This window comes from Gemmatirosa kalamazoonensis (assembly GCF_000522985.1).
Classification (GTDB): domain Bacteria; phylum Gemmatimonadota; class Gemmatimonadetes; order Gemmatimonadales; family Gemmatimonadaceae; genus Gemmatirosa; species Gemmatirosa kalamazoonensis.
Window position 1 is genome coordinate 1124514 of the sequence record NZ_CP007128.1, and the last position, 19241, is coordinate 1143754.

Genomic DNA, 19241 nt, shown 5'->3' on the forward strand with positions numbered 1-19241 from the left:
GCGACCGTGTCGTCTGCGGAATGGGTGTGACGTCGAAGGTCATCGTCATCACCGGCGCGAGCGGTGGCATCGGGGCGGCGGTCGCGCGGCGGTTGGGCGCGGACGGGCACCGGCTCGTGCTCGGCGCGCGTCGGGTGGCGGAGCTCGAACGCGTGGCGGCGGAGGCGCGCTCGCGCGGGGCGCCCGACGCGCGCGCCGTGGCGACCGATGTCACGCGCCGCGACGACGTCCTGCGGCTGCGCGACGCGGCGCTCGACGCGTTCGGCGGGTTCGACGTGTGGATCAACAACGCGGGGCGCGGCATCACGCGTCTGGTGCTCGACCTCACCGACGCGGACGTCGACGACATGATCGCGGTGAACGTGAAGTCGGCGCTGTACGGCATGCAGGCCGCGGTGCCGCACTTCGTCGAGCGCGGCGCCGGTCATCTGATCAACGTGTCGTCCACGCTCGGCCGCGTGCCGATCTCGCCGTTCCGCTCCGCGTACAGCGCGGCGAAGGCGGCGCTCGCGTCGCTGACGACGAGCCTCCGCCTGGATCTCGCCGAGCGTCACCCCGGCGTCCACGTGTCGCTCGTGCTCCCCGGCGTGGTGACGACGGACTTCGCGCAGAACGTGCGCGGCACGCCGATCGCGCCGGTGACCGGCGGCGTGCGCGCGCAGACGGCGGAGGAGGTGGCGGAGGTGTTCGCGGATCTCGTCGCGCACCCCGCGGCCGAGCGGTACACGAATCCGCGCTCGGTGGAGGCGGCGCGGGAGTATTACGCCCAGTTGTACGGCGGGGAGTGAAACGGCGGGATGTCTGAGGGCGGGACGATCGACTGCGGGACGCCGTACTGCGGGACGCCGTACTGCGGGACGACATACCGCGGGATCGCTCGCGCGGGATCGTAGTTACCAGGGGGGCTCCCCCCCCTTCGCCCAAGGTTGCCAGGCGACGATCGAGTCGCGGTACCAATCCGACGCGCACCGGATCCGAGGAACGCGGCGCGATCCGCGAATCCGCTGATCCGCGACCCAGAACCCCCGGAGGGTGGCCCTCCGGAGAGAAATGCGCCCGCGCGCCGAACCTGCGTCTGTCGCGATCCCGCCGGTCGACGGTCCCCCGTCAGCCGTCCCGCCGTTTCGGTCCGGCCACGTACATGACTCCTGCCACCACCAGCGTCCCGAACCCCACGCCGCACACCCCTGCCCACCCCCACCCCGCCCACGCCACCGCGCCCGCCACCGAGCCGAGCGCCCCGCCCACGAAGTACGTCACCATGAACACCGTGTTCAGCCGCGAGTGCAGCGGCGCCGGCAGCGCGTAGATCCGCGACTGGTTCGACACCTGCGCCGCCTGCGTCCCCGCATCGAGCAGCACGACGCCGGCGGCGATCCCCCACAGCGTGTCGCCGGCGAGGAGGAACAGCACCCACGCCACCGCGTTCACCGCGATCGCCGCCCCCACCGCGCGCCGTGGCGTGCCGCGGTCGGCGAAGCGCCCGGCGATCGGCGCCGCGAGCGCGCCGGTGATGCCTAACAGCCCGAACGCGCCCGCGACCGCCGATCCGTAGTGGAGCGGCGGCGTGTCGAGACGGAACGCGAGCGTCGTCCAGAACGCGCTGAACGCGGCGAAGAACAGCGCGCCGAGCGACGCCGCGTCGCGCAGCACCGGCTGCTCGCGCGCGAGCGTGACGAGCGAGCGGAGGAGCGCGCCGTACGACGTCGGCGCGTCGGCGTCGCGTGCCGCGGCCGGAGGCGTGCGCGGGAGCCAGCGCGCGAGGGCGAGCGCGAGCGCCAGCATCAGCGCCGCCGCGACGAGGAACATCGCGCGCCAGCCGACGAGTCGCCCCACCGCGCCGGAGACGACGCGCGCCGCGAGGATGCCGACGAGGATCCCCGACACGACGCGTCCCACGACGCGGCCGCGCGCCGCCGGTGGCGCGAGTCCCGCCGCGAGCGGCACGAGGATCTGCGGCACCACCGTCGTCGCACCGATCAGCGCACCGCTCGCCGCGAGCAGCGGCAGCGTCGGCGCCGCGCTCGCCGCGACGAGTGCGACCGTGACGGCGGCGAGCAGCGCGAGCACGAGCCGCCGGCGCTCCACGAGGTCGCCGAGCGGCACGAACAGCAGCAGCCCCACCGCGTAGCCGACCTGGGTCGACGTCGCCACCGCGCTCACGCGCGCGGCCGAAACGCCGAACGTGCGCGCGATGTCGGGCAGCAGCGGCTGGTTGTAGTACAGGTTCGCGACCGAGAGTCCCGCGGCGAGCGCGAGCAGCCATAGAAACGCGCCCGTGAGGCGCGGCGCGTTAGGCATCCGCGGATGAGGTCGCGTACGGTCGATGTTGACAGGTTGTCACGGGACTCCGAGTCTGGACGCATCGCGACACGGGTCGCGACCCGCTCCGGAGGGCGGGCCCATGAGCCATGCCACGCCTGCCGCGGATCGCGGCCTGCCGATGACCGACGGGTACCGCCCGCCACCGGGATGGGAGGCGGCGGCGAGCCTGCAGGAGGAGCTGTTCCTGCGGCGCGTCGTGGAGGTGCTCGACCGCCGCCTCGAGGAGATGGAGGCGCGCACGCGCGCCGAATCGATCGCGTTGCGCCAGGAGACCGAGCAGCGCATCGACGCGTGGAAGTCGCGCTGGCGGCGGCGGCTCGGCGGCGGGCTCGCGTTCATCGGCGCGGTGAACCTCGCCGGCGCGTGGAAGGCGTACACGTACGTCACGACGCAGGGTGCCGCGCTGCGCGCCGAGGCCGCGCGCGTCCACCTGCTCAGCGACTCGGTGGCCGCGTTCCAGGCGAGCGCGAAGCACGACGTCGAGGACATCCAGTCGCACCTGCGCGAGGCGGCGGAGCAGGCCGAGGGCGCGCGCCGCGAGCGCCAGGACCAGGAGCGCGCGACGATCGACATGATGAACGGCCTCTCGTCGGCGTATCGCGACATGGTCTCGTCGTCGCAGGCCGGCGTGCAGAGCGCGCTGAACCGCACCGCCGACCTCACGCGCTCCGTCGACACGCTGAGTCACCACCTCGGCGACACGCGCGTCGCGTCGGGCCACGTGCTCGACTCCATGCGGACGTTAGGCAACAGCATCGCCGCGAACGTCGACAGCCTGCGCGGGCAAGTGCAGGGCGTGTGGAACGTGGTGCTGCGGCAGCAGCCCGGCGTGTGGCAGCGCATCGGCCTGAGCGGGCTCGAAGCGAACGTCCGCGTGATCCACCGCGGCGGCAAGCGCGTCTCGATGCAGATCCGCGAGCCTAACGTCTCCGCGTCGAGCATCTGGGAGACGACGGAGCTGTCGTACGCCGGCCCCGACTCGGTGCGCTGGAAGTGCTTCTGGGGAAAACGCCACCGCTACGCGCTCGGCATCCTGTGGGGGATCAAGCAGCACCAGTCGATCGTGTTCTGGAAGCCGAACCCGTATCCGGACCTCGTGCAGGTGCAGCTCGCCGTGGCCGACGGCGAGCCGCCGCCGGGCGCGGAGGCGCCGCACTGCCCCCGGTGAGCGCGTCACCCGTCACGCGTCACACGCTGTCGCAGCCAGTCGAAGATCCGCCGCTCCCACGGCTCCGCGTCGCGCACGAGATCTTCCGGGTGCCACTGCACGCCTAACGCGGGCCACGCCGGGTCGTGCGACTCCACCGCTTCCACCACACCGTCGTCGCACCACGCGGCGGCGGTGAGCGGCGGTGCGACGCGCGCGATCGCCTGGTGGTGGTAGGAGTTCACGTCGAGCGACGTCGCGTCGAGCACCCGCGCGAGCGCGCTCGCCGGCGCGACGGTGATCGGGTGGACGCGGGCGCGGCGGTCGGCCATGCGGTCGTGCCGCGCGCCGCACGCCGCGTCGTCGCCGAGGTGCTGCGCGAGCGTGCCGCCCAACGCGACGTTGAGGAGCTGCGCGCCGCGGCAGATCGCGAGCGTCGGCACGCGGCGTCGCTGCGCGGCGCGGGCGAGCGCCACCTCCCACCGGTCGCGCCGCTCGGCGAACGGCCCCGCGGCCGCGTGCGGCGTCTCGCCGTAGTGCGCGGGGTCGATGTCCTCGCCGCCGGAGAGCAGCAGCGCGTCCACCGCGTCGAGCGCCGCGTCCGCCTGGGCCGGGTCCGACGGCGGGAGGAGCACCGGGAGCATCCCGGCGGCGCGCAGCGCGTCGAGGTACGCCGCGTCGACGACCGCGGCATCGATCGGCGCGGGGCCGCCATCGTTCACGCGGGTCACCGTCGCGGTGACGCCGACGATGGGCGGGCGCGTGGGGCGGCGAGTGGAGGCGGTCATGTCGCGGAATCCTAACGACGATCGACCGCGGGATCGCGCTGCGGCGAGCGGCGGCGCGGCGCGCGTTCGGCGCGCGGGCGCGTGGCTCCCCGAGGGGCCACCCTCCTGGAGGCTTGGATCGCGGATCAGCGGATGCGCGAATCCGCCGATCCGCTTACCAAACGCGAGGAGCCTTCCCTCGGGAGGCGTCGTGAGCCGGCGCCGCGATGCATCCAGTGGGATCCGGTCCGCGTCGGATCGGTACCGTGGCGTGCAGCGCGTGTAGCACCTTGGGCGAAGGGGGGGGAGCCCCCCTAGGACCTAGGGACCGCGCCCGACCTCGATCGTCCCGCCGTCAGGTGTCCCGCCGTCGCTCACAAGTGTTTGAGGAACCGTTCCGGCGCCTCCAGAAACGCCCGCGTCAACGTCACGTGCGGCAGCTCGGCGTAGGGCACCTCGCGCACCGGCGGGTCGTCGAACGCGTAGATGCGCGCGCCGGGATAGGCGAGCAGGATCGGTGAGTGGGTGGCGATCACGCACTGCGCGCCGTGGCGCACCGCGCGGTCGACGATGGCGAGGAGCGCGAGCTGGCGGCGCGGGGAGAGCGGCGCTTCCGGCTCGTCGAGCAGGTACAGGCCGTCGTGCATGCGCGTCGCGAAGAGGTCGAGGAAGCTCTCCCCGTGCGACCGCGCGTCGACGCGCGGGAGCAGACGCGCCGCGGCCTCGGCGTCGGCGTCCGGCTCGTCGGCGCTCCACGCGTCGCGATCGCCGGGCGCACGGGCGCGGCGCTCCCGCTCCTCGCGCGCCACGCGCGCCGTCGTCAGCGCCCGGCGCCGCAGGTGGCCGAAGAAGTCCTCGGCCCGGAGGAAGAAGCCGCGCCGCGTACGCACCGACCAGGCGAGGCGCAGCACGGCGGCGAGCGCGCGCGGGCCGGCGAGCGTCGCGTCGTCGACCGCGTCGGCGGCGCCCAACGTCGGCAGCTCCGCGGCGACCGCGATCGCCTCGAGCAGCGTCGACTTGCCCGACCCGTTCTCGCCGACGAAGCAGACGACCGGCGCGTCGAGGTCGAGCGCGTCGAGCGCGCGGACGGCGGGCACGTCGAACGGGTAGACGCCCGACGCGCGCGCGGCGTCCGCGGTCGGCTTCCACGAGAGGCGCAGGAGGTGGGGCGCGCGCGGCACGCCCGCAAGCTCGCGCCGCGCCGCGCGCCGCGGCAGCCCCCGCGGCACTCGGGCGCCGCCTAACGACCGCCCAACGGCTCCCCGTGCGGCGGCGTTCATGCCGCAGTTGGGCCGACCGCGTGCCGCCGTTGGGCACCCGTTGGGCACCCGTTGGGCACCCGTAGGGCACCTGTTAGGCCCCCCCGTTGCAAATTGGACGCATTCGAGTACGTTTTCCGGCACGGAAGCGACGACGCGCCCTACACACAGGAGACCGACCCATGCCCACCGCCGAGCGCTACTCTCGTTACCGGGAAGACCAGACCACGATCTGGGTGAGCAAGACCGCCGCGGACTTCCTGTCCCGTGAGCGCAACTCCCCCGGCGAGGGCGCCGCGGCCGTGCTCGACCGCGTGCTGAACGAGTACCGCAAGCTGCGCCGCGCGGGCGGTGGCGGTGCGACCGGTGGTGCCGCGAGCGGCGGCGCCACGAAGGCTGCGTCGAAGGGTGGCGCCACGAAGGGCGCGGCGAAGTCCGGCGGCGCCGGCACGCGCGGCACGCGTTCGGCCTCGCGCGGCGCGTCGAAGGGCGGCGCGAAGACCGGGCGCCGGGCCTAACGGACCCGCAGCGCATCGCGCGACGACGCCCCCCGCGACGGTCACACGGCCGCCGCGGGGGGCGTCGTCGCGTTCGCGCGTCCCCGGACGGAGCGCTCATGTCCGACTTCGATCTGCACGCCGCCGCCGCGCGCGCGCGCTGGCCGAGCGCGGGTTCGCCGTCGCGCCGAGCGACGCCGCCCTGCGCGAGGTCGCCGCGACGCCGCCGGCGCCTGCCGCGCCGCCTCCTGCGGTCCGCGATCTGCGCGAGCTGCCGTGGTCGTCGATCGACAACGCGGAGTCGAAAGACCTCGACCAGGTGGAGTGGGCCGAGCGCGCCGACGACGGCGCGGTGCGCGTGCTCGTCGGCATCGCCGACGTCGACGCGCTCGTGCCGCGCGGGTCCGCCGTCGACGCCGACGCGGCGCACAACGCGACGTCGGTGTACGCCGGCGCCGACGTGTTCCCGATGCTCCCGCTCGCGCTCTCCGCCGACCGCACCTCGCTGCTCGAGGGCGAGGACCGGCTCGCGATCGTCGTGGAGCTGCGCGTCGCCGCCGACGGCACCGTCGAGCGTGCCGACGTCTATCGCGCGCTCCTGCGCAACCGCGCGAAGCTCGCCTACGATGACGTCGGCGCGTGGCTGGAGCGCGGCGGCGCGCCGCCCGAGAGTGTGGCGCGCGTCCCCGAGCTCTCCGCGCAGATCCTCCTGCAGTACGACGCCGCGCGACGGCTGCAGGCGGAGCGCGACCGCGCCGGCGCGCTCGACTTCGAGACGATCGAGGCGCGCCCCGTCACGAAGGGCGGCGCCGTCGTCGGCCTCGCCGTCGTGCACAAGAACGCCGCGCGCGAGCTGATCGAGGACTTCATGATCGCCGCGAACGTCGCCATCGCGCGCTTCCTCGAAGCGCACGGCTCGTCCGGCATTCGCCGCGTCGTGCGCGAGCCGGAGCGGTGGGCGCGCATCGTCGAGATCGCGCGTCGGTACGGCGACGCGCTCCCCGACGCGCCCGACTCGCGCGCGCTCGCCGCGTTCCTGGCGCGCCGCCGCGCCGCCGATCCGCTGCGCTTCCCCGACCTCTCGCTGTCGATCGTGAAGCTGATGGGTCCCGGCGAGTACGCGCTCGACCGCCCCGGCCACGACCCCGGCGGCCACTTCGGCCTCGCCGCCGAGGACTACTCGCACGCGACGGCGCCGAACCGCCGCTACGCGGATCTCGTCACGCAGCGCCTCGTGAAGGCGGTGCTCGCCGGCGCGCCGCAGCCCTACACCGACGACGAGCTCGGGTCACTCGCCGCGCACTGCACCGAGCGCGAGGACGCCGCCCGCGCCGTCGAGCGCACGGTGCGCAAGACGGCCGCCGCGCTGCTGCTCGCGTCGCGCATCGGCGACACGTTCGACGCGATCGTCACCGGCGCCGCGCGCAAGGGCACGTTCGTGCGTCTCCTCGATCCGCCGGCCGAGGGACGCGTCGTGCGCGGCGAGGCCGGGATGGACGTCGGCGAACGCGTGCGCGTGCGGCTGCTCTCCGTCGATCCCGAGCGCGGGTACGTCGACTTCGAGGGTACCGAGGGATAGCCCGGTCTATTGTCGCCATTCGAGTTTTAACCGCGGAGGACGCAGAGTGCCGCAGAGGACTGCGCACACAAAGGCAGTGCTCTGCGCCCTCTGCGTCCTCCCGCGGTTCAATGTCTCTGGTCGCGCGTCACGCCTCACCCGTGAGCGCCTGCCGCCATTTCGCGACGAGCTCCGGCCTGGCCACGGGCGGACGGTAGTCGAGCCGCTCGAGCGTGCGCACGAGGAGGTCCGCGATGAGCCAGTCCCGCGCGCGCTTGTCGTCCGCCGGCACGACGTACCACGGCGCCCACGTGGTGCTCGTCTGCGCGAGCGCGTCCCGGTACGCGGCGGTGTACTCGCTCCACAGCGCGCGGTCGTCGAGGTCGCCCTCGCGGAACTTCCAGTTCTTCGACGGGTCGTCCACGCGCTCGAGCAGTCGCTGCCGCTGTTCCTCGCGCGAGATGTGGAGGCACAGCTTCACCTGCACGACGCCCTCGTCGGCGAGCAGCTGCTCGAACGCGTTGATGTGGGCGTAGCGTCGTCGCCACGTCGACTCGGGGACGAGCCCGCGCACGCGCGCGACGAGCACGTCCTCGTAGTGCGAGCGGTTGAAGATCCCGACGATGCCGTGCGGCGGCACCACCGCGTGCACGCGCCAGAGGAAATCGTGGCGCCGGTCGAGCGGCGTCGGCGCCTCGAAGCGCGCGACCTGCGACCCTTGCGGGTTGAGCGCGGAGAACACGCGCCGGATGACGCCGTCCTTGCCGGACGCGTCGCGTCCCTGGAGCACGACCATGAGCGCGCGACGCCCGTCGGCGTAGAGCGATGCCTGCAGCTCGCCGAGCCGGTCGAGCAGCTCGTGCGTCGCGTCGCGCAGGTCGTCGCGGTCGGGCGCCCAACGCGGCGGCGCGGCGTCACGGTCGTCGAGGTCGGGACGCTCGCCGAGGGGAACGGGTGCGAGGTGCTTGGTCATCGCGAAGGCCGTGACGGTGAGACGTGGCGCGTTCGAATGGTACCGCGGCGCCGAGTGGACGGATCTATTATGGGCGTGGGGGGGGGAGCCCCCCGGGACCTAGGTACCACGCGTCACACGTCACGCGCCACGCGTCACCGTGCTCCGGCATGCCGCACTTCACCTACGTGCTCGCCCTGCTGTTCACCGAGGACCGCCGCCGCGTGGTGCTCATGCACAAGACACGCCCGGCGTGGCAGGCCGGCCGCGTGAATGCACTCGGCGGCAAGCTGCTGCCCGGCGAGAGCGCGCTCGACGCGGCGCGGCGCGAGGTGCGCGAGGAGGCCGGGGTCGACGTCGCGACGTGGGAGGAGTTCCTCGTCTGGGACGACCCCGTCTACCGCATGCACGCCGTGCGCGCGTTCGACGCGGCCGCCCATGGCGCGCGCACCGCCGAGGACCAGGCGGTGTTCCTCGCCGACGCCGCGGCGCTGCCGCCCAACGTGATCGACAACCTGCGCTGGCTCGTCCCGCTCGCGCTCGACCGCGACGTCGCCGCGCCGGTCGCCGTCCGCAGCGCGGCGCCCGAGGGCTCGGGGCTCACCGAGCCGCCGCCTAACGGTTGAGCGTCGCGGCCGTCTTCTTCGACGTCGGCGAGACGCTCGTCGACGAGTCGCGTCTCTGGCGGCTGTGGGCCGACTGGCTCGGCGTGCCGCGTGACGCGTTCCTCGACGCGCTCTACGCGGTGATCGCGCGCGGCGAGCACCACCGCCGCGTGTTCGACGTCGTGCGCCCCGATCTCGCGCCGTTCGACGTCGACGCGGCCCGCCGCGTGCGCGCCGCCGCGGGGTGGCCCGAGGACCGGTTCACCGCCGACGACGTCTACCCCGACGCGGTCCCCAGCCTGCGCGCGCTCGCCGAGCGCGGGTACGTCGTCGGCATCGCGGGCAACCAGCCGGCGTGGACCGAGGCGATGCTGCGCGGGCTCGACGCGCGCATCGACGTCGTCGCGTCCAGCGAGCGGTGGGGCGTCGAGAAGCCGTCGCCCGCGTTCTTCGCGCATCTCGCCGGCTCGGTCGCCCTCCCGCCGTCGGCGATCGTCTACGTCGGCGACCGTCTCGACAACGACGTGCTCCCCGCGCTCGACGCCGGCATGGCGGGCATCCTGCTGCGCCGCGGGCCGTGGGGCACCGCGCACGCGCTCCACCCCGACGCCGCGCGCGCCACCGCAATCATCGACGGGCTCGCCGAGCTGCCTAACCTCGTTGGGCGCCTCTAGAGAATTCCCCTGCCGAACGCGGAGGCGAGCAGGTCCACCGCGAGCTCCGCGGTGTGGTTGTGCCGGTCCAGGATGGGATTGATCTCCACGAGGTCCATCCCGACCAGCGCGCCGGTGTCGCTGATCATCTCCATCGCGAGGTGCGCCTCGCGCATCGTCGCGCCGCCGCGCACCGGCGTGCCGACCCCCGGTGCCTCCGCCGGATCGACCCAGTCCGCGTCGCACGACACGTGGATCCCGCCCGTGCCGCGCGAGGCGATCTCGATCGCGTCGCTCATCACGGCGCGCAGCCCGCGCTCGTCGATGTCGCGCATCGTGAACGCGGCGATCCCCGCCTGCCGGATGAACGCCTTCTCGGGCGGGTCGAGGTCGCGCAGGCCGACGAACGCGAGGTTCTCCGCGCGCACGGCCGGGTACACGCTCGACACGTGCGACAGGCGCGGGTCGCCGCTGCCTAACAGGTGCGCCACCGGCATGCCGTGCACGTTGCCGCTGTGGCTCGTCTCCGGCGTGTGCAGGTCGCCGTGCGCGTCGAGCCAGATGAGGCCGAGCCGCTGCCCGCGTTCCCCGAGCGCCGTCGCCACGCCGGCGACGGATCCCGCGCCTAACGAATGGTCGCCGCCGAGGACGAGCGGCACCGCGCCGAGGCGGACCGTCGTCGCGGTGAGCGCGGCCAGCTCCTCGCAGACGAGCGCGATCGACGGCAGGAAGTCACGGCCCGTGCCCCCTTCGCCGGCCGGCCCGAGCGTCGTGCGGTCGGGGACGCGCACGTTGCCACAGTCCTCGACGGTGTAGCCGAGCTGCGCGAGCCGGTCGGCGAGCCCGGCGAGCCGCAGCGCCGACGGCCCCATGTCGACCCCGCGGCGGCTCGCCCCGAGGTCCATCGGGACGCCGATGATGCGCACCGCATCGACCTTGCGGGGCACGACGGCGGCGGGCGACGGGGCGGTGGCGGGCATGGCGACGGGCATGGTGACGGGCGGCGTGGTGGTCGACATCGGAGTGCGGCGGCGCGGTGCGGGTGAGCGCGGCACGAGCGGGAGCGAGAGGATCGTGCCGCGCGGCGTCCAGCGACAAGCCCACCGAGTGCGCAGGATGTCCTAGCGTTCTGGCGATCTGCCAGCGACGATTGGCGATATGTCAGACCGCCGGCCGCCCACCCCGCCCTCGCTCGACGCCGTCGACCACCGGCTCATCGCCCTGCTGCGCGACAACGCCCGCACCTCGGTGGCCCGGCTCGCCGAGGCCCTCGGCGTGTCGCGCGGCACGGTGCAGAACCGCGTCGACCGACTCGTCGCCGGCGGCGTGCTGCTCGGCTTCACGGTGCGCACCGCCCCGGAGGCCGCCGCGCACCGGGTGCGCGCGGTGACGATGATCGCCGTCGAGGGGGAGCGCTCCGAGGCGATCCTCCACACCCTGCGCGGCTTCCCCGAGGTCCGCGCGCTCCACACGACGAACGGGCGCTGGGACATCGTGGCCGAGCTGGGCACCGACACGCTCGCGTCGTTCGACGAGGTGCTGCGCCGCATCCGGCTCATCAAAGGGGTCGCGAGCTCGGAAACGAGTCTGCTGCTGTCGACGCACAAGCTGTGACGTCTCACAGAGGACTGCCTCTTCGAACAGCAACAGATCTGGGGATGAAAGGATCCTGAGGGGTCCTGGGATCCTTTCATCCCCAGGTATTTGCTGTTGGTGTTCTCCGCGTCCTCCGCGCCTCCGCGTGAGACCGGCCTAACGCTGCTTTCTGGCCACGAACGTCCCGTCGTACCGCGACGTCCCGAGCTGCACCCACGCGGTGCCCGCCACGCTGTCGCCGGCGAACGGCCCGTCGAAGTGCAGCGTCCGGCCGCCGCCGAACGTGCTGAAGCCGAACGTCACCGAGTTCTCGACCACGAACAGCGTCGTGAACGACGTGAAGCTCTCCGACGGGTCGCAGCGGCCGGGCGCGGTGCACAGCACGTCGGTGAGCCGCACGTCGGGGAAGCCGATGTGCGCCGGGTCGGTCGCCACGACCGTGTCGCCGACGACGAGCGTTCCCGTCAACGTCGCCTCCGACGGCTCCGTCGTCGACGAGCGCCGGACGTCCGGCACGAACGTCGGGAACGTCGCCCGCAGCGCGTACGTGCCGACCATCTTGTGCGTGACGTGTGCCGGGCCCGCGGGCGCGTCCGCGTCGCCACCGCACGCGCCTAACGCGAGGGACGCCGCGAGACCGAGCCGCACCGTCCTACGCACCGCCCGCCCGCCGTCGCGCGGTCGACGTCGGCCGGCGACACCCCGATGCGAGCCGGCGCGCCGCATCCGCCTCCGGGTACAGCGAGCGCGCGGCGAGCGCCGCCTCGCATCGACGCCGTCCGCTCGCGATCTCCGCCTGCCGCACCCGCACGCGGTAGCTCCCCGGGTCGAGCCGCGCCGCCATCGCGATCGCGCTCGCGTTCCCCGTGCTGAACAGCCCCATCGCGATCGTCTGGCCGAGGCTGCGCACCGCACTCGCGATCAGCAGCAGCGCGAGCGCCAGCGCGCCTAACCGCCGCAGCCCGCGCGGCGGCCGCAGCACGCGTCCCGCCATCGTCGGCGACCCCGATCGCTCGGCGAGCGCGCCGAACGCGGTCCACGCCACGAACGCCGGCGCGGCGAGCAGGATCACCGCGTCGAACGTCCCCACGACCACCGTCGCGAGCAGCGTCGCGCCGAGCACGCCGCCGGCAAGCGCTTCCTCCGCCTGACGCGCGCGCCACGCCGCGGCGTGCGCCCACACGGCGAGGCCGAGCAGCACGCCGCCTAACGCGAGCAGCGCCGCCGGTCCGCGCTCGCTCAGCACCGCCACCCAGTCGCTGCTCGGCCACGGGTTCGCCGTCATGTTGCCGTCGACGAGCGACGGGTCGCCGTCGGGCGCGTAGCGCGGGTAGCGCACCGACCAGTTCCCCGTGCCGACGCCGAGCAGCGGGTGCGCCGCGGTCATCTTCACGGAGTTCGTGTACTGCTTGAGCCGTCCCTTCCCGCTGCCGCTGCGGTAGTCGACGACGCCGCGCACCGACTCGAGGTACGGGTTGTCGCTGTTCGTCTTCCAGTTCAGCGTGTTGGGCACGGTGAGCGCGCCCGCGGCGCCGACGCCGATCGCCGCGGCCAGCATCGCCGCGCGCATCACGCCCGGCCGCGCACCCGGAAGCTTGCCCGCGCGCCACAGCCCGATCGCGAGCGGCGGGATCGACGCGGCGGTGGCGAGGTACGCGCCGCGGCTGCGCGACAACACGAGCGCCGCCGTCGTCGCCGCGAGCCCGAGCGCCGCGCCGAGCGCGCCCGGCACGCCGCGCGCGCGCAGCACCGTGTACACGAGCAGCGGCCCGCCGATGGCCGAGAGGTGCGCGACGAAGTTGCGGTTGCCGAACGTGCCGCCCGGCGCGCGGTTCAGGCTGAAGAAGTCGGTGCGCACGCCGTACGCCTGCAAGAGCGACGTCGCCGCCGCGATCGCGCACGCAGCGCCCGCGATCGCTACCACTTGATCGCCGATGCCGCGCGTCGCGAGGTGGCGCGCCGACCAGAACAGCGCCGCGCCGGCGAGCGAGATCGACAGCGCGCGCGCCGCGAGCCACGGGTTCGGCGCCGCGAAGCACGACGCGAGCGACAGCGCGAGGAACAGCACGAGCGCGAGGTCCACCCAGGTGAGCCCCTGCGACACCGGGCGCGCGCTCAGGAACGGCTCCCCGCCGCCGATCGGGCGCGCCCCAGCCACCGACGCCGGCAGCGGTCGGCGCCCGATGCACAGCGCCGCGCAGAGCGCCGCGCACAGGTGCACGACGAGCTCCTTCGGCAGGAAGAAGCGGTCGAGCTCGAAGATCTTGTACGACGTGACGGCGAGCGGAACGGCGACCGCCCCGACCTGGAGCGTGCGGAGCGCGAGCCGATCCGAGCTGGTGATGGCTGGAGCGAGGCCGGAAGACGTCACGTGCGCGGCGCGAGTGAGACGGATGGGGCCGGTCAGGGCCGGGGCCGTCTAATCTTAGCGCCCGTCGCTGGCGCGGGGTGCGTGCCACGGCGCCACGGCCGCGCACGGCGGATCTGACCGCTTAGTCAGAGAGGGCCGCGAATCGGCCGCTCGAATGCGACATGCGTCACACGATGACGGCTACCTTCAAAGACGTGACGACGACGACGGGCCGCGACGCTGGCCGACGTCGAGCAAGGATGGCGGGATACGATCCGGTGCGCTCACCCGGAAACGTTCCGACCGTCGACCACATCAGTGCGCTCATCCGTCGAGCGCCCCGCTGCCACTCGCGCCCCCGCTGTGGTGCGAGCCCGCCATACGCGCCCACCCGCGCCGACTTGGAGGTTGTACCCCATGGCCAAGAAGCCGTCGCTCATCGGTCAGCTCACGCTCGGCATCGCCTCGGTCGCGGCGATCGTCGTCGCGGCGAGCCAGGTGAAGCCGGTGTTCGTCGCGCAGGCGCCGGTGGTCCAGCGCCTCGTGGCCGCGTCGTGGCGCGATTCGGCCGCGGCCCGCGCCCCGTGGGCGCTCGCCGACGGTGACTCGGCGGTGGCGACGGTGCAGTTCGAGCGCGACCGCAAGGCGTTCGCGAACGACCTCGTCGCCACGGGACGCATCGACAGCACGCGGGCGAACGACATCGCGACGTACGCGGTTCGCGAGGCGTACAAGAAGCACCTGCCGCCGGCGCTCGTCTTCGGCGTGCTGCTCACCGAGAACTCGACGTTCAAGTCGAAGGCGAAGTCGAACGTCGGCGCGGTGGGGCTGATGCAGGTCTACCCGAAGGTGTGGGTGCCGACGCTCGGCAAGATCTTCGGCAAGAACCTGCGCGACGACGAGACGAACCTGCGCTACGGCGTCCACATTCTCAGCCACTACGTGTACACGGCCGCGAAGAAGGCCGACGACGCGACGCAGAACCCGACCGACGTGGTGCGCACGGGGCTCCTGCGCTACAACGGCTGCGTGCACGGCACGAACACGCCGAACTGCAAGACGTACCCGGACAAGGTGCTGGCGGCGGTGGAGCAGTACGCGGTGGCGCAGTGCGGCACGGACGTGAACGGCTGCATCGCGCAGCCGATGCGCCTGCGCCTCGACGAGACGCAGAAGGACCAGGCTGGACTCTGACCGCGCTGATCACGACGCGGGCGATACGGCGCTGACGGTGAGGCGCGATGAGGCGCAAACGACGCTCACACCGCTCGACTGCGCAGCACGGCGCAGTGCCGCGGTCTGAGCGTCGTTTGCGCCTCATCGCGCCGTATCGACCGCGCAGTATCGCCCGCGTCGTGATCAGCGCCGTTCAGCGGAGCGCCTAACGCTGAGAATCCGATCGCATCCTCGCCCACGCTCGGCGTATGGGCCCGCGGTCCAGCGCGTGCCGCTCGAGCCAGACCACGGCGTGCTCCGCCGCGGCGCCGAGCGCGCCCGGCTCCTCGAACGTGTGGCCGGCGCCTGGCACCACCGTCAGGCAGCTCCCCCGCGGCAGCGCGGGAAGCGCGTCGCCGTTGCACCGCAGCGTGGGCTCGTCCGCACCGCCGACGAGGAGCAGCGTCGGAGCGCACACGCGCCACAGCGCCTCGCCGGCGAGATCGACGCGGCCACCGCGCGAGACGACCGCCGACACGCACGCCGTCCGCTCGGTCGCCGCGACGAGCGCCGCCGCCGCGCCCGTGCTCGCGCCGACGAGCGCGACGCGGTGCGCGCCGGGCAGCCCCTCGTGCGCCGCCCAGTCGCACACGGCCACGAGCCGGCGCGCGAGCCGTGCGACGTCGAACCGCTCCGCCGCGGTCGCCGCGTCGGCCGCCTGCTCCTCCGCGGTGAGCAGGTCCACGCGCGCCGTGGCGAAGCCGGCGAGGCGCAGCCGCCCGGCGACGTACCGGTTGCGGTAGCTCCCGCGGCTGCTCCCGCCGCCGTGTGCGAGCACGACGAGCCCGCGCGCTCCGGCCGGCGCCTCGACGTCCGCCTCGATCGCGCCGCCGTCGACCGCGATGCGCGTGGCGCCCGATGCGCCGGACGGCGCGACGACGGACGCGCCGTCCGGCACCCGACCGAGCAGCGCGAGCACCTCGGCGTCGCTCACGTCGGGGAACGCGTCGTACCAGTCGGACACGGCGCGGAACGCCTCCACACGGTGGACGGCCACGAGGTCGTCCACCTCGGTCGCCAGGGCGCGCGCGCGCGTGGCGTCCGCCGCCGGCACCGCCGCGACGAGGCGCGCCGGCGTCGCCGCGCGGAGCGCGCGCACCGCGGCGCGCAGCGTCGACCCGGTCGCGAGCCCGTCGTCCACCAGGACCACCGTGCGCCCGCGCACGTCGGGCGCCGCGTGGCCACCGCGGTACAGCCGTGCGCGGCGCGCGAGCTCCGCGCGCTCGCGCGCCGCCACGCACGCCACGACGTGCGTCGGCACGCCGATGAACCACGCGACGTCGTCGCACACCGGGCGCCACGTGTCCCCCTCCGCGATCGCGCCTAACGCGACCTCCTCGATCCCCGGCACGCCGAGCTTCCGCGCGACCGCCACGTCGAGCGGCACGCCGAGCGCATCGGCCACGACGCGCGCCACGGGCACGCCGCCGCGCGCCATCCCGAGCACGAGCACGTCGTCGCGGCCGGCGTACGCGCCGAGCGACTCGGCGAGCGCACGTCCGGCGTGCGTCCGATCGCGGAACACCGGCACGTGGCCTCAGTTGATGGCGATCTTGCCCGGCGCGGTCCCGCCGCTCCCTCCGGTGGCGCCCTGGAGCTGCGCCTTCGCGCTCGCGCCGCCGTCGGGCGGTGCGGTGGGGGTGGAGCAGGCGGCCGCGGCGATCAGCGAGAGGAGTAGCAGAGCGAGGCGTCGCATGAGAGTCTCCGGGCGAGTCGTGGTCGAAGGCGTGGCGTGGTGCGCCATTCGAGCAGACGTATTTCCGCGCCGGATCACGACACGCGGCTCACCCGCCCGCCGCGAACCCCCTGCCTAACGCCATCACCGTCTTCCCGTGCAGCGGCGAGTTCTCGTGTCCGACGAGCAGCCGGGTGATCGCCGCCGCCTCGGTGAGCTCCAGGCGCGGCGCGGTGACGCCGGCGGGGAGGTCGAACGTGAACGTCGACTCGTGCGACTCGCCCGGCCGGAGCGGGGCGCTCAGCGCGGTGCCGCCGCGCGTTCCGGGATTCCACGCGTGCCCCGCGGCGTCGACGACGCGGACGCGACGCGCGTTCGGGTAGATCGGGTCGTCGCCGCGCCACGGCGCGACGCTGTGCTCGTCGAAGTGGGTGCGCACCGTGACCGTGTAGCGATCGCCCGCCGCCGTCGGCGTCACGCGCACGCGCGTCACCGTGTAGGCGAGGTGGCAGTCGACCTCGCAGAACACCTTCGGCTCGCCCGGGCCGAGCACGCGGTCGCGTCCCGCGGCGCCGAGCGCGACGAGCGCCGCGGCGTAGGCGCCGATGACGGCGACGGTGCCGCCGGCGGCGAGCGCGACGTGGCGCCGGCGGTCGACGAGCGCGAACGCGACGGCGGCCAGCATGCCGATGCCGACCAGCGCCACCGTCCCGAGGAACGTCAGGACCTGGAGCTGGGCCTGGAGCTGGAGGGGGAGCGTCATCGGCGGCGCCTCAGGCGGAGATGCGGCCGAAGCGGCGGTCGCGGCGGCGGAAGTCGGCGATCGCGGCGGCGAGGTCGCGCGCCGTGACGTCGGGCCACAGCCGTTCGGTGAACCACAGCTCGGCGTACGCGGACTCCCAGAGCAGGAAGTCGCTCAGCCGCTGCTCCCCGCCGGTGCGGACGAGGAGGTCGACGTCGGGCCACGAGGCGAGCGTGCCGTCGAGGGCCGCGCGCTGGATCTCGTGGCGTGCGGAGTAGTCGATGGCGAGACGCAGCGCGAGCGCGGTGCCGCCCGCGGTGCTCGACTCGGCCCGCTCGATCGCGGCGACGAGCGGCGCGGGCAGCCGGTCGCGCCGGCCGATGACGGTGAGGCGTACGCCGCGCTCGGCGAGCGTGCGGCACTCGCGCTCGAGGTACTCGGCGAACAGGCGCAGGAGCGCGGTGACCTCGGCGGCCGGGCGCTGGAGGTTGTCGCTGGACAGCGCGTAGAGCGTGAGCATGGAGACGCCGAGCGACGGCGCGGCTTCGACGATGCGGCGGACGGCGCGGGCGCCGGCGCGATGGCCGGCGGGCCGGGGGAGCGCGCGCCGGGTGGCCCACCGCCCGTTGCCGTCCATGATGACGCCCACATGGAACGAAGTACTCTGTCCTACAAAGTCAGCAGCCACGAAAAGTCTCCGATGGTCTGTCGGGTCTGCGCTACCGACCGCGGGCGGCGCGGATCAGCGCCTCCATGTGGTCCAGGTAGCGGTCGAGGGCGAGCCGCCCGTCGGGCGTGATGCGGTACTCCGTACGCGGGACGCGTCCGTCGAACGACTTCGTGCACGCGACGTAGCCGGCCTCCTCGAGCTTCCGGGCATGCACGCTGACGTTGCCGTCCGTCGCGCCGAGGAGCGCCTTGAGGTCGGTGAACGTCGCGCTTGGCCGCGCGGCGAGCGCGCTCAGGATGCCGAGTCGCACGCGCTCGTGGACGAGCCGGTCGAGCTCCGCCGGCGCGGCCGCGGCGCCGGACGTCGCGGACGGCGGCGCGGCGTGGGCGCCGGTGGTGATCGGCGGCAGCGGCGACGGCGCAGCGTAGCGGCCGGCCGCGGCGGACAGGTCCGCGCGGCGCACGCGCGGGGTCGGCTCGGGCGTGTCGGACGTCGGCCGGCGCTTGGGTGCGGGCATGGTCAGCCTCCGTAGCGTCGGGCGATGAGCAGCCCGAAGACGATGTGCAGCACGCCGAAGCCGCCCACGAGGCACCATTCCGCCCACGCCTGCGGCGCCGCCGCCGCGACGACGCCGAGGGCCATGAACGCGAGCCCCATGAGCGGGACCGGACGCACCGAGAACGCGCCGCCGCAGACGACCCCGGCCCCGTACATCAGGAGCCAGACGGCCGGCAGCGCGGCGCCAGCATGTAGACGAAACAGCAGTGCGGTGAGCACCGCGCCGGCGACGACGGGCGGCGCGAACGCGAGCGCGAAGCGCCGCCCCGGCCCGGTGTCGAGGGCCCCGGTCGCGGTCCCGGCCTTCCGGATGGTCGCCACGGCGCCGATCGCGACGGCGATCACCGCCTCGGCCGTCCACACGGCGAGCCAGCGCGCCTCGCTCGGCTGACGGGCGGCGATGGCGCCGGCGCCGACCGCGCTGACCCCCATCGCGACCCCGCCCCAGCCCGGGACGGCGGTGAACTCCCCCGCGCGCGCCATGACGTCGCGGATGTACCGGATCTGCTCGGCGGCCCGGTCGTGCAGCACGACGGGCGGCTCCGGACGGCGCGCGGGCTCGGGACGGGGGGACATGGGAGAGACGATAGTGGAAGGGCCAGGACGCGTCAAGCACTTTACGTTGCAAAGTGAACGGCTCGGCCGCAGCGACCGCGATCGGCGGGGCGTATC

The 19241-nt window shown here is 74.2% G+C and carries 21 protein-coding genes; 8 read left to right on the top strand and 13 right to left on the bottom strand.

From position 1 onward, the window contains the following. The first annotated feature begins 26 nt into the window (after positions 1 to 26). Positions 27 to 788 (top strand): SDR family oxidoreductase, encoded by a 762-nt coding sequence (locus J421_RS04950; RefSeq protein ID WP_201773102.1) that lies wholly within the window; start codon positions 27 to 29, stop codon positions 786 to 788. A gap of 319 nt (positions 789 to 1107) precedes the next feature. Here the strand turns inward: J421_RS04950 and J421_RS04955 are convergent, their stop codons facing one another. Beyond that, positions 1108 to 2301 carry an MFS transporter gene (locus tag J421_RS04955; protein ID WP_104022265.1) on the bottom strand — a complete coding sequence of 398 codons (1194 nt, stop codon included), beginning with the start codon at positions 2299 to 2301 and terminating at the stop codon, positions 1108 to 1110. A gap of 103 nt (positions 2302 to 2404) precedes the next feature. On the opposite strand from J421_RS04955, the gene J421_RS04960 reads away from it, so the two are divergent. After that, complete coding sequence (locus J421_RS04960) at positions 2405 to 3493, top strand: hypothetical protein (protein ID WP_025410062.1); 1089 nt, start codon at positions 2405 to 2407, stop codon at positions 3491 to 3493. Positions 3494 to 3498: 5 nt separating this feature from the next. Here the strand turns inward: J421_RS04960 and J421_RS04965 are convergent, their stop codons facing one another. Together J421_RS04965 and J421_RS04970 are read right to left on the bottom strand one after the other, a co-directional pair. Then, on the bottom strand, positions 3499 to 4260 hold the full coding sequence (locus tag J421_RS04965) for a gamma-glutamyl-gamma-aminobutyrate hydrolase family protein (RefSeq protein WP_025410063.1): 762 nt from the start codon (positions 4258 to 4260) through the stop codon (positions 3499 to 3501). Positions 4261 to 4613: 353 nt separating this feature from the next. Continuing rightward, positions 4614 to 5420 (bottom strand): AAA family ATPase, encoded by an 807-nt coding sequence (locus tag J421_RS04970; RefSeq protein WP_201773103.1) that lies wholly within the window; start codon positions 5418 to 5420, stop codon positions 4614 to 4616. Between the two features lie 260 nt (positions 5421 to 5680). Here J421_RS04970 and J421_RS32585 point away from each other — a divergent pair, with 260 nt between their 5' ends. Both J421_RS32585 and J421_RS04980 read left to right on the top strand, forming a co-directional pair. Next, positions 5681 to 6016, top strand: coding sequence for a hypothetical protein (locus J421_RS32585; RefSeq protein ID WP_025410065.1), 336 nt, complete (start codon positions 5681 to 5683; stop codon positions 6014 to 6016). A 139-nt stretch (positions 6017 to 6155) separates the two neighbouring features. Beyond that, positions 6156 to 7574 (top strand): RNB domain-containing ribonuclease, encoded by a 1419-nt coding sequence (locus J421_RS04980; RefSeq protein WP_425485836.1) that lies wholly within the window; start codon positions 6156 to 6158, stop codon positions 7572 to 7574. 127 nt (positions 7575 to 7701) lie between these two features. Here the strand turns inward: J421_RS04980 and J421_RS04985 are convergent, their stop codons facing one another. Next, positions 7702 to 8526, bottom strand: coding sequence for a PPK2 family polyphosphate kinase (locus J421_RS04985; protein ID WP_025410067.1), 825 nt, complete (start codon positions 8524 to 8526; stop codon positions 7702 to 7704). Positions 8527 to 8675: 149 nt separating this feature from the next. On the opposite strand from J421_RS04985, the gene J421_RS04990 reads away from it, so the two are divergent. Together J421_RS04990 and J421_RS04995 are read left to right on the top strand one after the other, a co-directional pair. Next, positions 8676 to 9131: an NUDIX domain-containing protein gene (locus J421_RS04990; protein WP_025410068.1), complete on the top strand. Its 456-nt coding sequence runs from the start codon at positions 8676 to 8678 to the stop codon at positions 9129 to 9131. Then, entirely contained in the window at positions 9128 to 9784 is a 657-nt protein-coding gene (locus J421_RS04995; RefSeq protein ID WP_025410069.1) for an HAD family hydrolase, read from the top strand. The genes J421_RS04990 and J421_RS04995 overlap by 4 nt, the downstream gene beginning before the upstream one ends. Here J421_RS04995 and rocF read toward each other — a convergent pair. Beyond that, positions 9781 to 10782 (bottom strand): arginase, encoded by a 1002-nt coding sequence (gene rocF, locus J421_RS05000; RefSeq protein ID WP_236646286.1) that lies wholly within the window; start codon positions 10780 to 10782, stop codon positions 9781 to 9783. The genes J421_RS04995 and rocF overlap by 4 nt on opposite strands. 139 nt (positions 10783 to 10921) lie before the next feature. On the opposite strand from rocF, the gene J421_RS05005 reads away from it, so the two are divergent. Beyond that, positions 10922 to 11377, top strand: coding sequence for an Lrp/AsnC family transcriptional regulator (locus J421_RS05005; RefSeq protein WP_025410071.1), 456 nt, complete (start codon positions 10922 to 10924; stop codon positions 11375 to 11377). 138 nt (positions 11378 to 11515) lie between these two features. On the opposite strand, the gene J421_RS05010 is transcribed toward J421_RS05005, so the two are convergent. Together J421_RS05010 and J421_RS05015 are read right to left on the bottom strand one after the other, a co-directional pair. Beyond that, entirely contained in the window at positions 11516 to 12007 is a 492-nt protein-coding gene (locus J421_RS05010) for a hypothetical protein (protein WP_148306157.1), read from the bottom strand. 4 nt (positions 12008 to 12011) lie between these two features. After that, positions 12012 to 13730, bottom strand: a complete 1719-nt coding sequence (locus J421_RS05015; protein WP_025410073.1) for an O-antigen ligase family protein — start codon at positions 13728 to 13730, stop codon at positions 12012 to 12014. A gap of 396 nt (positions 13731 to 14126) precedes the next feature. Between J421_RS05015 and J421_RS05020 the strand changes: the two genes are divergently transcribed. Beyond that, on the top strand, positions 14127 to 14903 hold the full coding sequence (locus J421_RS05020) for a transglycosylase SLT domain-containing protein (RefSeq protein WP_025410074.1): 777 nt from the start codon (positions 14127 to 14129) through the stop codon (positions 14901 to 14903). Positions 14904 to 15090: 187 nt separating this feature from the next. Here the strand turns inward: J421_RS05020 and J421_RS05025 are convergent, their stop codons facing one another. From J421_RS05025 to J421_RS05045, 6 genes are all read right to left on the bottom strand, one after another. Then, positions 15091 to 16455 carry a phosphoribosyltransferase family protein gene (locus tag J421_RS05025; RefSeq protein WP_025410075.1) on the bottom strand — a complete coding sequence of 455 codons (1365 nt, stop codon included), beginning with the start codon at positions 16453 to 16455 and terminating at the stop codon, positions 15091 to 15093. Positions 16456 to 16461: 6 nt separating this feature from the next. After that, on the bottom strand, positions 16462 to 16620 hold the full coding sequence (locus J421_RS32590; protein ID WP_158508657.1) for a hypothetical protein: 159 nt from the start codon (positions 16618 to 16620) through the stop codon (positions 16462 to 16464). An 88-nt stretch (positions 16621 to 16708) separates the two neighbouring features. Continuing rightward, positions 16709 to 17362 carry a hypothetical protein gene (locus tag J421_RS05030; RefSeq protein WP_025410076.1) on the bottom strand — a complete coding sequence of 218 codons (654 nt, stop codon included), beginning with the start codon at positions 17360 to 17362 and terminating at the stop codon, positions 16709 to 16711. 10 nt (positions 17363 to 17372) lie between these two features. Then, positions 17373 to 18029 (bottom strand): polyprenyl diphosphate synthase, encoded by a 657-nt coding sequence (uppS, locus tag J421_RS05035; RefSeq protein ID WP_201773104.1) that lies wholly within the window; start codon positions 18027 to 18029, stop codon positions 17373 to 17375. 31 nt (positions 18030 to 18060) lie between these two features. Next, positions 18061 to 18528, bottom strand: a complete 468-nt coding sequence (locus J421_RS05040; protein ID WP_025410077.1) for a winged helix-turn-helix domain-containing protein — start codon at positions 18526 to 18528, stop codon at positions 18061 to 18063. A 2-nt stretch (positions 18529 to 18530) separates the two neighbouring features. Beyond that, positions 18531 to 19145, bottom strand: a complete 615-nt coding sequence (locus J421_RS05045; RefSeq protein WP_025410078.1) for a hypothetical protein — start codon at positions 19143 to 19145, stop codon at positions 18531 to 18533. Positions 19146 to 19241 lie beyond the last annotated feature (96 nt).

What these genes read in the sequence shown, in the direction of transcription:
- J421_RS04955 (WP_104022265.1), bottom strand. Translation starts at nt 2,301, where the DNA reads ATGCCTAACGCGCCGCGCCTCACGGGCGCGTTTCTATGGCTGCTCGCG.
- J421_RS32590 (WP_158508657.1), bottom strand. Translation starts at nt 16,620, where the DNA reads ATGCGACGCCTCGCTCTGCTACTCCTCTCGCTGATCGCCGCGGCCGCC.
- J421_RS05045 (WP_025410078.1), bottom strand. Translation starts at nt 19,145, where the DNA reads ATGTCCCCCCGTCCCGAGCCCGCGCGCCGTCCGGAGCCGCCCGTCGTG.
- J421_RS32585 (WP_025410065.1), top strand. Translation starts at nt 5,681, where the DNA reads ATGCCCACCGCCGAGCGCTACTCTCGTTACCGGGAAGACCAGACCACG.
- J421_RS05030 (WP_025410076.1), bottom strand. Translation starts at nt 17,362, where the DNA reads ATGACGCTCCCCCTCCAGCTCCAGGCCCAGCTCCAGGTCCTGACGTTC.
- J421_RS05040 (WP_025410077.1), bottom strand. Translation starts at nt 18,528, where the DNA reads ATGCCCGCACCCAAGCGCCGGCCGACGTCCGACACGCCCGAGCCGACC.
- J421_RS04960 (WP_025410062.1), top strand. Translation starts at nt 2,405, where the DNA reads ATGAGCCATGCCACGCCTGCCGCGGATCGCGGCCTGCCGATGACCGAC.
- J421_RS05005 (WP_025410071.1), top strand. Translation starts at nt 10,922, where the DNA reads ATGTCAGACCGCCGGCCGCCCACCCCGCCCTCGCTCGACGCCGTCGAC.
- J421_RS04985 (WP_025410067.1), bottom strand. Translation starts at nt 8,526, where the DNA reads ATGACCAAGCACCTCGCACCCGTTCCCCTCGGCGAGCGTCCCGACCTC.
- J421_RS04965 (WP_025410063.1), bottom strand. Translation starts at nt 4,260, where the DNA reads ATGACCGCCTCCACTCGCCGCCCCACGCGCCCGCCCATCGTCGGCGTC.
- rocF (WP_236646286.1), bottom strand. Translation starts at nt 10,782, where the DNA reads ATGTCGACCACCACGCCGCCCGTCACCATGCCCGTCGCCATGCCCGCC.
- J421_RS05020 (WP_025410074.1), top strand. Translation starts at nt 14,127, where the DNA reads ATGGCCAAGAAGCCGTCGCTCATCGGTCAGCTCACGCTCGGCATCGCC.
- J421_RS04990 (WP_025410068.1), top strand. Translation starts at nt 8,676, where the DNA reads ATGCCGCACTTCACCTACGTGCTCGCCCTGCTGTTCACCGAGGACCGC.